Source organism: Ferdinandcohnia jepli (genome assembly GCF_047246645.1).
Taxonomy (GTDB): domain Bacteria; phylum Bacillota; class Bacilli; order Bacillales; family Bacillaceae_L; genus Ferdinandcohnia.
Genome location: NZ_JBFOKR010000008.1, coordinates 93,839 through 106,684, shown reverse-complemented (window position 1 = coordinate 106,684; position 12,846 = coordinate 93,839). Strand labels below are relative to the sequence as shown.

11 protein-coding genes and 1 riboswitch are annotated in these 12,846 nt (G+C 39.1%); of the genes, 8 read left to right on the top strand and 3 right to left on the bottom strand.

The genetic code is table 11. The annotated features are described in order from the left end of the window. Nucleotides 1-32: 32 nt before the first annotated feature. The 3 genes from gerQ to hemQ form a co-directional block, all read right to left on the bottom strand. Nucleotides 33-578 carry a spore coat protein GerQ gene (gene gerQ / locus AB3M96_RS10090; protein WP_412967478.1) on the bottom strand — a complete coding sequence of 182 codons (546 nt, stop codon included), beginning with the start codon at nt 576-578 and terminating at the stop codon, nt 33-35. Nucleotides 579-632: 54 nt separating this feature from the next. Continuing rightward, complete coding sequence (locus AB3M96_RS10085) at nt 633-1,055, bottom strand: cell wall hydrolase (protein WP_412967477.1); 423 nt, start codon at nt 1,053-1,055, stop codon at nt 633-635. A gap of 631 nt (nt 1,056-1,686) precedes the next feature. Beyond that, nucleotides 1,687-2,439: a hydrogen peroxide-dependent heme synthase gene (hemQ, locus tag AB3M96_RS10080; protein ID WP_412967476.1), complete on the bottom strand. Its 753-nt coding sequence runs from the start codon at nt 2,437-2,439 to the stop codon at nt 1,687-1,689. Between the two features lie 500 nt (nt 2,440-2,939). Here hemQ and pta point away from each other — a divergent pair, with 500 nt between their 5' ends. The 8 genes from pta to AB3M96_RS10040 all read left to right on the top strand — a co-directional run bounded on the left by pta (nt 2,940) and on the right by AB3M96_RS10040 (nt 12,780). Beyond that, nucleotides 2,940-3,911, top strand: a complete 972-nt coding sequence (gene pta, locus AB3M96_RS10075) for a phosphate acetyltransferase (RefSeq protein ID WP_412967475.1) — start codon at nt 2,940-2,942, stop codon at nt 3,909-3,911. 385 nt (nt 3,912-4,296) lie between these two features. Further along, complete coding sequence (lipL, locus tag AB3M96_RS10070) at nt 4,297-5,124, top strand: octanoyl-[GcvH]:protein N-octanoyltransferase (protein WP_412967474.1); 828 nt, start codon at nt 4,297-4,299, stop codon at nt 5,122-5,124. Between the two features lie 109 nt (nt 5,125-5,233). Beyond that, nucleotides 5,234-5,389: riboswitch (SAM riboswitch) on the top strand. Between the two features lie 173 nt (nt 5,390-5,562). Next, complete coding sequence (locus AB3M96_RS10065; RefSeq protein WP_412967473.1) at nt 5,563-6,639, top strand: sugar ABC transporter substrate-binding protein; 1,077 nt, start codon at nt 5,563-5,565, stop codon at nt 6,637-6,639. A gap of 178 nt (nt 6,640-6,817) precedes the next feature. Beyond that, the gene (locus AB3M96_RS10060; protein WP_412967579.1) at nt 6,818-8,356 is read left to right on the top strand and encodes a sugar ABC transporter ATP-binding protein; all 1,539 of its coding nucleotides are present in this window, start codon (nt 6,818-6,820) and stop codon (nt 8,354-8,356) included. After that, on the top strand, nt 8,325-9,347 hold the full coding sequence (locus tag AB3M96_RS10055) for an ABC transporter permease (protein WP_412967472.1): 1,023 nt from the start codon (nt 8,325-8,327) through the stop codon (nt 9,345-9,347). The genes AB3M96_RS10060 and AB3M96_RS10055 overlap by 32 nt, the downstream gene beginning before the upstream one ends. After that, nucleotides 9,337-9,720, top strand: coding sequence for a VOC family protein (locus AB3M96_RS10050; RefSeq protein WP_412967471.1), 384 nt, complete (start codon nt 9,337-9,339; stop codon nt 9,718-9,720). The genes AB3M96_RS10055 and AB3M96_RS10050 overlap by 11 nt, the downstream gene beginning before the upstream one ends. 423 nt (nt 9,721-10,143) lie before the next feature. Further along, entirely contained in the window at nt 10,144-11,154 is a 1,011-nt protein-coding gene (locus tag AB3M96_RS10045) for an ABC transporter permease subunit (protein WP_412967470.1), read from the top strand. A 21-nt stretch (nt 11,155-11,175) separates the two neighbouring features. Then, a complete protein-coding gene (locus AB3M96_RS10040) occupies nt 11,176-12,780 on the top strand; it encodes an ABC transporter permease (RefSeq protein ID WP_412967469.1) in 1,605 nt (534 codons plus the stop codon). Nucleotides 12,781-12,846 lie beyond the last annotated feature (66 nt).

Below are 12,846 nucleotides of genomic sequence, written 5' to 3'. Positions count from 1 at the left end.
AGGAGTGTCTGGGTGACACTCCTTCTTACTTATTAGCGTGGTGAATAGTTAGCTAGCTGTACACCTGCTCCATATGGATATTCATACTCAATTTCCTCGTCAAACGTAATGTATTGAAGGAATACCATTAACAATAAATAGCGCATTCCAGACTGTGGGTCACTTAAGATGATATGATCCCGTCCTGCAGCTTCAATGATCCCTCTAAATACTTTTGGTTGTTGACCGCTTTCAAAGCCCATATAAACAGTTGCGAGCTTCCCTTTGTTTAGACGCAGAATGTTTTCGATATAGGACTCTTCGATTGGCAGCATCCCTGGAACTTGACTCGCTACCTCTCCTGTTGGGAATTGACTAGGGAAACCTGCTGGATATCCTGAAGGAAATTGTGCACCTGCCTGTTGAGGTACTTGTTGCATTGCAGGTTGTTGCTGATATGGATACCCATATCCTCCAAATTGACTAAATTGACTTGGATCCGTATAACCGCCATATTGGCCAAAGCTTTGTGGGCTATAGCCGTATGCAGCATATGGATTTTGTTGAGCTGTTTCTCTCTGATTATTTTCTTTACTCAATGTAAACCCTCCTCAGTATGTGTAAAGTTTGAAGTGATTCAAACAAGGAAAACGTTAGAAAACTCCTGGACAATCAGACTGTGTAGGTTGGTAAAAGCAGTGAGCTTTAAACCGTCCAACATTCCACTGGTTAAACCATTGGGCAGGACAAGTACCAGAAGGCTCAAAAAACCAAAGTGAAAATTCAGCAGGGCGAAAACGCTCACCCTTAAGTACTCTTCGGGCTAATGCAATTTCCGAAGGACGTGCTGCTTGATAAAAATATCCTTTTTGAGTTGCTTCAAATCCACCTGGACTTTGGAAAACCATTTTCCGGATTGTCGTAATGTCTTTGAAATCGAGACACCGAGACCTTGCCCGATTTACCCCAACATTACCAACCAGAAGCATTCCTTGCTTCCCCTCACCCTCAGCTTCCGCACGTAAAAGTCTTGCTAACAGTTTTACATCCTCTTCGGTATGTGCAACAACTGCCATCTTCTCACCTCACTTACCATAAGAGACATGTAATTGAAAAAAGTCTCTTTACTAACTTATTGTTTGGGAGAAAAATGGGTTCCTACTTTTTGATTATTTTCTGGGTTTTTTCACTATGACTTGTGGTGTATGTAATAGAGGATTCATCAATAAGAAGTGTATGAGCAGGTTGGGTGGAATATGATAAAGAATGGCTGTTTTAGCAAACTTTATAGCTTTACATTCTACAATAAGGTTCATTTGAACTGAAAAAAGATTATACAAACGGTGATTGGAGCGTATGGTACGAGACTCCTCGAGAATGCTTTGCATTTTCTTCGTGCGATGCTTATTGCTGCCGGAGCATTCCTTGTCCTGTGCAAGTCAAGTGAAGACCCCGCAGGAGCTTGCGACTTGTCCAGCTTCAGCGGCTAGAAACTCGAGAAATTTCAACTCCTCGTTTCTGGTCGAGCCGCTTCAGCATTTCAGTGAGGAGGCTCACGTTCCGCCCGCGGAAAGCGAGTACCAGGAGCGGAAACCACCAAACCTTATTTCCATCACACTCATAGAAAACAGGCAAATAGCAACAATTCTTTAATAAAGAGTAAAAAGAATAAAATAAAAACGGAAGGTAGATACCTCCCGTTTATCATTAATTTACATGTAAAAAGACCGGAACCTTTTCTTCTGGTAAGATGTTACCTACGAAGAATGCTCCGAAATCTCCGTAACGTGCACTTACTTCATCAAAACGCATTTCATAAACAAGCTTTTTGAATTGAAGGACATCGTCTGAGAATAATGTAACGCCCCATTCGTAATCGTCAAATCCAACTGAACCAGTAATAATTTGTTTTACCTTACCAGCGTATTGACGGCCAATCATACCATGGCTACGCATTAAGTTTTGGCGGTCAGCCATCGGTAGCATATACCAGTTATCCTCACCTTGACGGCGCTTGTCCATTGGATAGAAGCACACATACTTATTTTTCGGTAGGATTGGATATAAGCGAGCTTGAACATGAGGATTTTGATATGGATCCTCGTCACTTCCAGATGCAATATAGTTACTTAATTCAACGACAGAAACATAAGAATGAGCAGGAATTGTATATTCTGCTAGTGTTGTTTTGTTAAACTCAGTTTCAATTTCATTTAATTCTTCCATAGTTGGACGAAGGATCATCATCATGAAATCCGCTTTTTGCCCAACAACTGTATATAATGCGTGACTACCTTGCTTGTCGTTTTGGGTTGTGTTCCATTTCTCAACTAAACCAAGAAACTCGTGAATTGCTGCTTGGCGTTCATCACTTGATAGAGTTTTCCAAGAAGTCCAATCCACTGTACGGAAATCATGAAGGCAATACCAGCCGTCTAATGTTTGTGCTGCTTCAGCCATTACTATCACTCCTATTCTTTTATACACCTTGGTAAATTCCAACGGAATTCATTTTAAAAGAATCTTGATGGTATTACCAGAGGCTTTAACTTAATTCAGCTAGGGTTTGAACCCTATTAAATTATATACTTTGTCTAGTAGTTCAACCAGTTTGAACTGTAGCTGATTAAGTTTTTATGTATGCTAAAGATTACTATATCATAGTTTCCCCTATAGCCAAGTGAATAAACCTTAGACAATTTTGTGAACAAAACGAGAGTTAGGAAAGCAAAAATTAGTAAAGTCATTTTTCAAAATAAGAGTAAATAATACAATACTTGGGAAAATTGATTATAGCGTCATAATACTGTCACAGAATTGCAAGGCCGTTTGATTTGCTTTTTACTGAAAAAGCTTTATCCTTATGGATGGTAGATAATTGATTATCTAGATAACTAAATTGATGTGTCAATTAGGTACTTTCCAAAGGAGAGTACGGTAACAAGGTAGGAGGATTTAATGTGAGTGATTTATTTACAGAGTTAAAACAAAAGGTTTCAGGTAAGGACTTGAAAATTGTCTTTCCAGAAGGACTAGATGAGCGTATCTTAACGGCAGTAAGCCGATTAGCAAGTGAAAAAGTGCTTGTGCCGGTTGTTGTTGGCGAGAAGCAGGCGGTTGAAAATAAAGCAAATGAACTTGGATTATCTCTAGATGGTGTTGAAATCTATGATTACTCTACATATGCGGAGTTTGATCAATTAGTAGCAGCTTTCGTTGAGCGTCGTAAAGGAAAAGCTACTGAAGAAGATGCTCGAAAAATTCTACAAGATGAAAATTATTTCGGAACCATGCTTGTTTATACAGGTAAAGCACATGGATTAGTGAGTGGGGCTGCTCATTCAACAGCAGACACAGTACGTCCTGCTTTACAAATCATTAAAACAAAGCAAGGTGTAAAAAAGACGTCAGGTGTATTCATCATGGTTCGTGAAGATGAAAAATATGTATTTGCAGACTGTGCAATCAATATATCTCCAGATAGCCAGGACTTGGCTGAAATTGCGATTGAGAGTGCGAATACAGCAGCAATGTTTGATATCAATCCGCGCGTGGCAATGCTAAGCTTCTCTACAAAGGGATCAGCAAAATCACCAGAAACGGATAAAGTAGTAGATGCTGTTAAAATTGCAAAGGAATTAAAGCCGGAGTTAGTTTTAGATGGAGAATTCCAGTTTGATGCTGCATTCGTACCATCTGTTGCTGCGAAAAAAGCACCAGACTCAGTACTTAAAGGGGACGCAAATGTATTTGTATTCCCGAGCCTTGAAGCTGGAAACATCGGCTACAAAATTGCGCAACGTCTTGGAAATTTTGAAGCAGTAGGACCGATTTTACAAGGTCTAAACCAACCGGTGAATGACCTATCACGTGGTTGTAACGCTGAGGATGTATACAAGCTTGCGTTGATTACTGCGGCACAAGCGCTGTAAAAAAATGTGGGAGATAGTCACGGTTGGGCGTGGCTATCTTTTTTTTATAGATAGAAAGCATCAATTTCCTACCTGCAAATGTTGAACTATGTTGGTGTTGTATATCATTTTTGAGGCTTGCTTTGGCTGTCAATTTCTTATTATCTGTTTTCAGAAATATTTCTGTTATCCTGCGAATTATCGAAATTAGTAAGCAATTATTAAATTTATTATGCAATTAATCAAGCTATCCTGCAATTAGTAAAGTTAATGCGCAATTACATAATAGATTCTAATTTGCTTATCAATCTAATCTACTAAAAGTTCTATTTAAAGTACCCCTTTTTACCTCTTCAAGCTCAATATGGTATAATAAATTACTTTTTACGTACGGGAGTTTTGAGAAATGAGCCTTTTACAACAGCCGAGTTGGCGAATAATTGATCAATCAAGTCATGGGTACCAGTTTGATGCGCTTCAATCCTTTGCGATGGACGATACGCTTTGTGCATCTGTCGGAAAAGGTGAATCTGTAGCAACAGCCAGAACGTGGGTACATCACGATACGATTGTGCTTGGGATACAGGATACGAAGCTACCTCATTTACAAGATGGAGTCCGATTACTAGAGTCACTGGGATACAGAGTCATCGTCCGAAACTCAGGTGGTCTTGCGGTCGTGCTTGACGAAGGCGTGTTAAATATCTCGTTAATTTTTCCTGAGAGTGAAAAAGGAATCGATATCAATCGTGGTTACGATACGATGCTCGCGCTTATTCAACGAATGTTCAAAGGTTATCAAGTCGAAATAGTGGCAAAAGAGATAGTTGGGTCATATTGTCCGGGAAGCTATGATCTAAGTGTGAATGGCAAAAAGTTTGCGGGGATTTCACAGCGTCGATTAAGAAACGGGGTAGCCGTTCAAATCTATCTGGGAGTAACAGGCAGTGGTTCAGAGCGTGCTGAAGTTATCAGGCGATTTTATGAGACAGCTTTAAAAGGTGAGGAAACAAAATTTATCTATCCATCTATTAAGCCGGAGACAATGGCATCTTTAGCAGAATTAGTTGATAAAGATTTAACCATGCAAAAAGTTATGCTTCAGCTTCTACAGACATTAAAAAATGAAAGTCAGCATATATTTGCTTCACAGCTGACAGAGCAGGAAATGATTCTGTTTGAACAAAATTATGCACGTGTTTTAGAACGAAATCGGAAAGCCATTGAGATGTAAAAAGAGTTTTTACTATTCTCATAATTTTTATAATAAAAATATTGCAATTTATTTTTGAGGATGATATTATTCTCGTCAAGTAGTAAAAAAGTGAATATGCTGTATACAACTCTTATCGAGAGCAGGCGGAGGGATTTGGCCCGATGATGCCCAGCAACCGACCGTAATACCATTGTGAAATGGGGCGATACAAATCGCCGGGAAATTTCCCGCAAGGCACGGTGCTAATTCCAACAGAAGGATTATTCTTTCTGGAAGATAAGAGGTGCGAAGACGTTAGTATGCTTCAAGCCTCTTTCTGATTTAGAAAGAGGCTTTTCTTATTTTACAAATACATAATTTCATAGAAAAGCCTCTAAAAAACGGGAGAGTGATATATAGTCAACTTGAGTAAACAGATGGGAGAACAATGATTAAAACCGAAAAGGGGAGAACAAAATGAAATTAACAAAATTATTTTTTATACTTTTACTAATTATAGCTGTATTGGTTGGCTGCCAACCGAAAGTGGCAGAGGAAACAACAAAAACAAGCAATAATGAGGCTAAAAATACAGACCATCCATTAGCAAATAAGAAGATAGCGTTAGTCATGCAGCAGAACCTAGGAACCTTTTCCGCCCAGTATATCGAAGGGGTAGAAGAGCAAGTAGAAAAGTTCGGAGGTAAAACAACGGTTTTCACATCCGATGGTGACTTAGCAAAAATGGCGTCTAACTTAGATGCTGCGATCAACCAAGGATTTGACGGAATTTTAATCGACCACGGAACAAAGGAAGCTCTACAAAACGGAGTACAAAAGGCTGTTGATAAGGGGATTCCAGTAGTTGTATTTGATGCAGAAGTAGAGGTTCCGGGCGTTACAGTATTAGAGCAAGGCGACCAACAAATGGCGCAAATGACGCTGGAAAAATTAGCAGAGGATGCTAAAGGTGACGCAAACATCGTGAAAATCTGGGTGGCAGGTTTTGCACCAATGGAAAGACGCCAGCTTGCCTATGCCGAGTTCTTAGAAAGCAACTCAGGTATTAAGGAAATCGCCACATTCGGTGCGGCTACTGCAAATACAGCATTAGATACGCAAGCTCAAATGGAAGCACTGTTAAAGCAATATCCTGAAGAAGGCCAAATCACAGCAGTTTGGGCAGCGTGGGATGAGTTTGCAAAAGGGGCAGTTCGTGCAATTCAACAAGCGGGACGTACAGATATCAAGGTGTATGGAATTGATATGAGTGACGAAGATCTGCAAATGATTCAAGAAGATAACAGCCCGTGGGTTGCATCTGCAGCCGTTGATCCAAAGGATATCGGACGTATCCAGGTTCGTTATGTGTACCAACAGCTTAATGGGGATGAAACACCAGAACGAGTAAAGCTTGAGCCAGTTTTCGTAACGAAAGAAGCTCTACCGGCTCAACAAATTACAACAGCTGAACTTGATCAATACATTGAAGGCTGGGGCAAGAGTGAGCAAGGGTACACAGACGAGTTGAAGAAGCTTGAAGCGGGAGAATAAGTTGGGTTTTTGCTAAAGTGCATATTTTTCTTGTAACGTGCAGAAATCGAAATTAACATGCACAAATCAAAATTAAAGTGCATAAACCCAAAAAACAAAGCTATTAAAATATGAAAATAGGACCTTACTAACGTGAGGTCCTCCCATATTTTTCACAGACAGGAGGCTTGATGTGAAAATGAGCAACCTTTTATTAGAAATGAGAGATATTACGAAGAGCTTTGGCAATGTTGTTGCCCTCGAACATGGAGCGTTTGAACTGAAAAGTGGCGAAGTTCATGCCTTGTTGGGTGCAAATGGTGCCGGAAAGAGTACACTGATGAAAATCCTTTCAGGTGCATATGTGCTTGATACAGGAGAGATTCTAGTGGATGGTAAATCGGTACAAATTTATTCACCAAAGGATGCGAAAGAGCACGGGATTCACTGCGTATATCAAGAGGTGGACACCGTAGTTGTTCCGCAATTGACTGTAGCTGAAAATATATTGCTAGATACTTTTTCAACAGATAAAGGGTTTTTTGTCTCCAAGAAGAAGCTGCATAAAAGAGCTGCGGATGCTCTTTCTCTCCTAAATGTATCATCCATTCCGATGCAAAAGCAGGCACTTGAGCTAACTCTTGCTGAAAAACAACTTGTTCTTATTGCGAGAGCCCTTGTTCATGAAGCAAAGGTAATTATTTTTGACGAGCCAACAGCACCCTTATCGATTGAAGAAACCAAGCATCTGTTTGACGTTATACAGACACTGAAGAAGAATGGTGTTGGATGTATTTTTATATCTCATCGTTTACCTGAAGTGTTTGGGATTTGTGACCGTATGACCATCATGCGAGATGGAAAAACAATTACTACTTATCAGACGAAGGATGTTACTCAAAAAGTAGTTGTGGAAGCTATGCTTGGGAATTCATTTGTTGTGCAGGCTTCCAATAGAATATTCAAGCGGGGAGAGGTTCTATTAGATGTTCACGGACTCGATGACGGTGAGAAACTAACTAATCTATCTTTTACCGTTTCGGAGGGAGAAATTGTTGGAGTGGTAGGACTAGTGGGTGCCGGTAAAACGGAGCTAGCGAAGACATTATTCGGCTTACGACCTCGTGTTGATGGTGAAGTGAAGCTAGGAGGGATACCTGCTGCTTTTACACATTCCGGAGACGCAATAGAGGCGGGTTTAGCCCTCATTTCTGAAGAACGACGAAAAGAAGGACTTTTTATCAATGAGTCAATTTCAACAAATCTCTCATTTGCAAACCTAAAGAAGTTTTCGCGGTTCCTTTTTATGAATAGAAAACGAGAGAAGTCTCATGCTCAGGAAGTTATCAATTTACTAGGAATAAAAGCGGACGATACAGAGACACCAGCTCTGCACTTAAGTGGTGGTAATCAGCAGAAGGTGGCAATTGGGAAATGGTTATCCCGTGATGCGAGTATCTACTTATTTGATGAGCCTACAAAGGGTGTCGATGTAGGAGCGAAGCAGGATATCTTTCAATTAATCACTTCACTTGCAGACGATGGAAAGGGAATTGTGTATTTGTCCTGTGAAATTGAGGAAATCATCGGTATCTCAGACCGAGTACTCGTTATGTATGACGGAGAAATTGTGAAAGAACTGACAAGGGAAGAAGCAACTCAAGACAAAATCCTCTTGTATGCAAGTGGTGGAAAGGAAGACGTACATGAAAGGGAATATCATCAGCTTCTTGTTTAAATATGGGGCAATTGTTTTAATGGGTGTCATCTTAATATATTTTAGTTTTGTAAATGATGCATTTTTTTCATATGGAAATCTATCAGATATCTTGCGGTCTATCTCAATTGTGACTTTGCTTGCATTAGGCGTTACTTTTACACTTGTTGTTGATGGTTTTGATTTATCTGTGGGATCGACTATGTCACTTTCGACCGTAATTACTGCATCCTTGATGGTCTGGTATGAGCTGCCATTATGGATTGTGCTTTTGTTACCTCTTGTTGTTGGTATTTTAGTAGGGTTAGTGAATACTTTGTTGATTGTAAAAATAGGGATACCGGATTTACTTGCAACTTTGGGAATGATGTATATTGTTTCTGGACTTCATCGAACGTATACGGAAGGGTACTCCATTTATAACAACATGCCGCTAACAAGTGGAGGGACTGCACCGGGTGAATTCAGTTCAGCCTTTTTATGGATTGGCCAGGGTAAAATGCTTGGCCTACCTGTACCTGTATGGATTATGTTGTTTTTTGTTCTACTTGTGTACGTCATTCTTACTCACACAAGATGGGGACGAATTTTATATATGACTGGTGGAAATGCAGAAGCAGCAAGGTTATCCGGGATTAATACAAATAAGGTAAAACTTATTGCATACACAGTGTCAGGAGTATTTGCTTCAATGGCTGGTATTCTATTTGCTGCACGTGTCGGGTCAGGGCAAATTGATGCCGGTGCTTCTCTTTTAATGGAGGCTGTCGCGGCTGTATTTGTAGGTTTCTCTGTATTAGGTGCTGGAAAACCAAACGCGCTTGGTACGTTTTTCGGAGCAGCTTTAATTGGCATTTTGTTAAATGGATTAACCATGTTAAATCTACCGTACTATGCCTTTGAAATTGTTAAGGGATCTGTCTTAGTACTCGCGCTTGCCGTTACGTATATTGGAGTAGGCTATCGACCAAAAATCATTCGTAAAAGGAGAGAACAGAAACATGCCGCTTAAAAAATTAGAACATGTAGGAATCCAAGTTAGGGATCTAGATACAACGATAGAGTTTTACACAAAAGTATTAGGCTTAGAGTTACTTGAAAAACAAGACCATGTCGATCCAGCTATCAAACTTGCATTTTTAGGGTTCAGTGACTCAGATGAAACGGTAATTGAATTGATTTCGGGATATAATCCTAACTTACCGACTGAAGGAAAGGTACACCATATTGCGTTTGCCGTGGAGAACATTGAACAGGAAATCGCTAGAATTAAGGAACACGAGGTAACATTTGTGGATGAAGCGATAACGACTCTTCCAAGTGGTGCAAGATATGTGTTTTTTATTGGACCAGATGGTGAGTGGATTGAGTTGTTTGAGAAGTAAGAAGCGGCTTTTAAGCTGGCGATGCGCCGGAAATTGCTAAAAATCGTATTTTTCTCGTAAAAACCATAAATCTCGATTAAAAATCGTAAATTCAAATTATAAATCGTAAATCCGAATTAAAAATCATAAATCAAAACTAAAAACCGTAAGCTAGTTATTTGAAGATAGAAATCAGTGCGCGGTATGGCTTTAGCCAAGATATTGCCGATAAATTGAAAAAGTAGATAGAAAAGTCTTATCTGATTCAGGATAAGGCTCTTTTTTATGTGCAATTTACTTGTTTCTGTTACATAATAGAGTGATAAATCCAAATATTATAAAAAGTGAAACCTTTTCTGTAAGATGTCGTCTTAATGTTAGGTGTAAATCTGGCCGTTAGACGGGCAGTAGAATAAAAAGAGATTAGAAAAAGGGGGGATCCGATTGATTAAAAAGATAGCAATATCGGGAAGAGATCTTATGTTTTTACTTTATTTAGGACTTGTCCTGTTAGTGATAGCTTATTTTTTAGGAGAAGGGGACGTGATGTCGTTCTTCTCATCTATTAAACTACTGTTCCCGATATCTGAAAGTGTTGAGGCAATTAAGCAATTCATAATAAGCGGGTGGACAGAAGGAAGCCTGGGGACGACTAAGAGCGGTGAGGTATACGAAGACATTGTAATGGATCACTTTCCGAGAAGTTTATATGTCATTTTGACTGCATTTTTCCTTTCGGTAACTTTAGGCATTTCAAAAGGTATATTTGATTATCGGTATAAGAATACATATTTAAACGTTTTGGGTACGGGAGTAACCTCTCTTGTAAATTCGCTTCCCGACTTTTTACTAATTATTGCATTACAATGGATTATTTTATTTAACTTTAATTTTATTGATGTATTTGGCCATGATCAGTGGTTTAATTTTATTTTTCCATCGATTCTCGTTGCTTTATATCCAATGATGTATTTTGCGCGGATAACGTTTGCCACATTATCTGCCGAAGATGGCGAAATGTACATTCAGTTCGCACGTTCAAAGGGATTGACGCAAAGGGTAGTAATAAAAAAGCATATTCTAAAAAAGTGCTTCCATTCGATCCTGCAACACCTTGGAGTTGTAATGACGTATATCGTTTCAAATCTGTTAATCGTTGAGTGGCTAATGGAGTATAAGGGTGCTGCTTGGCGAATGATGACATCTATAAAACGGTTGGATGTTAGTAAACCTGCGTATGCGGCTTTTAAAGGGTATCCAGAAATAGGTTTGATTGTGGAAATTTCATTCTGTTTTGTTGTGATACTTGTACTGACTCAAATAGTGAGTATTATTTGGAAAAACAAATATCAGGTTGAAAAAAGGAATGTTTTATCACAAATAGTAAAGGTAATTGTTCAGTATTTATTTATTTGGTTTTTTGTGCTTTTTATTATCTGCAATATAAAAGTGTAATAAAGGGAAAGGAGGTAACTGATGAAAAATTGGTCTCTATGGATTGGCTTACTAATGCTAGGATTTATGTTATTTATTAGCTTTGTTGGTCCACAGTTTGATTTCGTTGATGATACAGCACCAGAACATAGAATGAGATTTTACGAGGACGGTGGGATTGGGAGAGCTCCGTTTCCGCCATCTAGTGAAGATATACTTGGAACGGACCGTGAAGCACGGGATATTCTTTCGATGCTGATCATCGGTGCCAAAGATACGTTAAAAATAATTATCCTCATTACGGTTATTAGGTACATCATTGCATTGCCAATGGCATTTTTTGCTTCTACTAAAAAGGGACTTGCTTACTTAGTGACAAATGGCTGGTATTCATTATTTGGAAGTATTCCAACCATCTTTGCTGCTATCCTACTTCTTGAGATTTTTAGTAAAAACACGTCTGGAAATTGGGTTTATTGGAATATTGTAATCATTGCACTGATTGAGGTAGGTAGAATAAGTTATCTATTTTCAAATGAGTTGTACGAGATTTCCCAAAAAGAGTTTGTAAAGGCAAGTAAGACAATTGGAACCTCCCCTTTTCAATTAGCAATTCTTCATTACCTGCCAACGATTACACGCAATGTAGTTGTTAACTTTTTTAATGATCTTGCACGGGTGACCTTATTAGTTGGGCAATTGGCCTTATTTGAATACTTTATTGAAAATATAATTCAATATATTCCAGGTGGTGGAGTATTCCAGGATGAAGCGGGCTATTTTTCTGCAACTGGGGTTTATGATTGGTTTGGGTTACTGTCTGCAGCACGTTATGAAATCATAAAAGCTCCGTGGATTGTGTTGTTTCCTGCCTTGGCTATTACAGGTTTACTTTTAACCTTCCAATTACTAAGTGAAGGGTGTAGAAAGTTATTTGACCAAAAGGCGACTCGAACAAAAAGAGCGATTGTTAGTAGAGTGTTTGAAAATGTGGGAGAGACTCTTGTTTCAAGTCGAAAGGCTGGATCGGTAGTAGTTCTCGCTTTATTGGTTATTGTAGGAGGGCTTATTGTTTCAGGTAGAGAAGTATCTGTTAGATCTTCAACGGATTTAGCCTCTGATGAAGAAACGGTTAATACGGAGGAAATAACGGTAACGGAAGGGGAAGATGTGGAAGATGAAAGCTCTGACTCTGCTACAAATGACCCATTTGGGGATGGGAAATATCAGTTTGTTAATGGAAAATTGATTGCTACAACAGAGTCAACAACCACACAGGGCGGCTATTATGACAAACTATCGTTTATTGAACAAAACATGACGAAACTTTCTGAACGGGAATTCGAGACAGAATCTATTGTTTTAACTTGTAGAACAATAGGAGCGGAACGTTGTGAAAATCCCCTGATTGGTTTTAAAAATCCACCAGCAACAGTCGAAGAAGCCTATGAATTGCTTAAAGCACACCTTCCACTTGATGTAGAAAAACATGGCGAGAAACAAAGAAGTGAAACAGAGTATGAATACCAACTTTTTAGTGAACTAGCATTTGAAAGCTATATAGAAGTAGATTATTCAGCAGGCTCAATACATCTTAGATTCGAAATCTCACCAGAAGGCACAATTGTAAAAGCAAGAATTGAATAAATAAAGATAGCTGTAAATAAAAAACCCCGGAACGTCCACCTCAGGCGGACATTCCGGGGCATTTGT

Excerpts from the sequence above, each read along its gene's own strand:
- AB3M96_RS10065 (WP_412967473.1), top strand. The coding sequence starts at position 5,563 with ATGAAATTAACAAAATTATTTTTTATACTTTTACTAATTATAGCTGTA.
- AB3M96_RS10085 (WP_412967477.1), bottom strand. The coding sequence starts at position 1,055 with ATGGCAGTTGTTGCACATACCGAAGAGGATGTAAAACTGTTAGCAAGA.
- AB3M96_RS10060 (WP_412967579.1), top strand. The coding sequence starts at position 6,818 with ATGAGCAACCTTTTATTAGAAATGAGAGATATTACGAAGAGCTTTGGC.
- AB3M96_RS10050 (WP_412967471.1), top strand. The coding sequence starts at position 9,337 with ATGCCGCTTAAAAAATTAGAACATGTAGGAATCCAAGTTAGGGATCTA.
- AB3M96_RS10040 (WP_412967469.1), top strand. The coding sequence starts at position 11,176 with ATGAAAAATTGGTCTCTATGGATTGGCTTACTAATGCTAGGATTTATG.
- lipL (WP_412967474.1), top strand. The coding sequence starts at position 4,297 with ATGAGCCTTTTACAACAGCCGAGTTGGCGAATAATTGATCAATCAAGT.
- AB3M96_RS10055 (WP_412967472.1), top strand. The coding sequence starts at position 8,325 with ATGAAAGGGAATATCATCAGCTTCTTGTTTAAATATGGGGCAATTGTT.
- hemQ (WP_412967476.1), bottom strand. The coding sequence starts at position 2,439 with ATGGCTGAAGCAGCACAAACATTAGACGGCTGGTATTGCCTTCATGAT.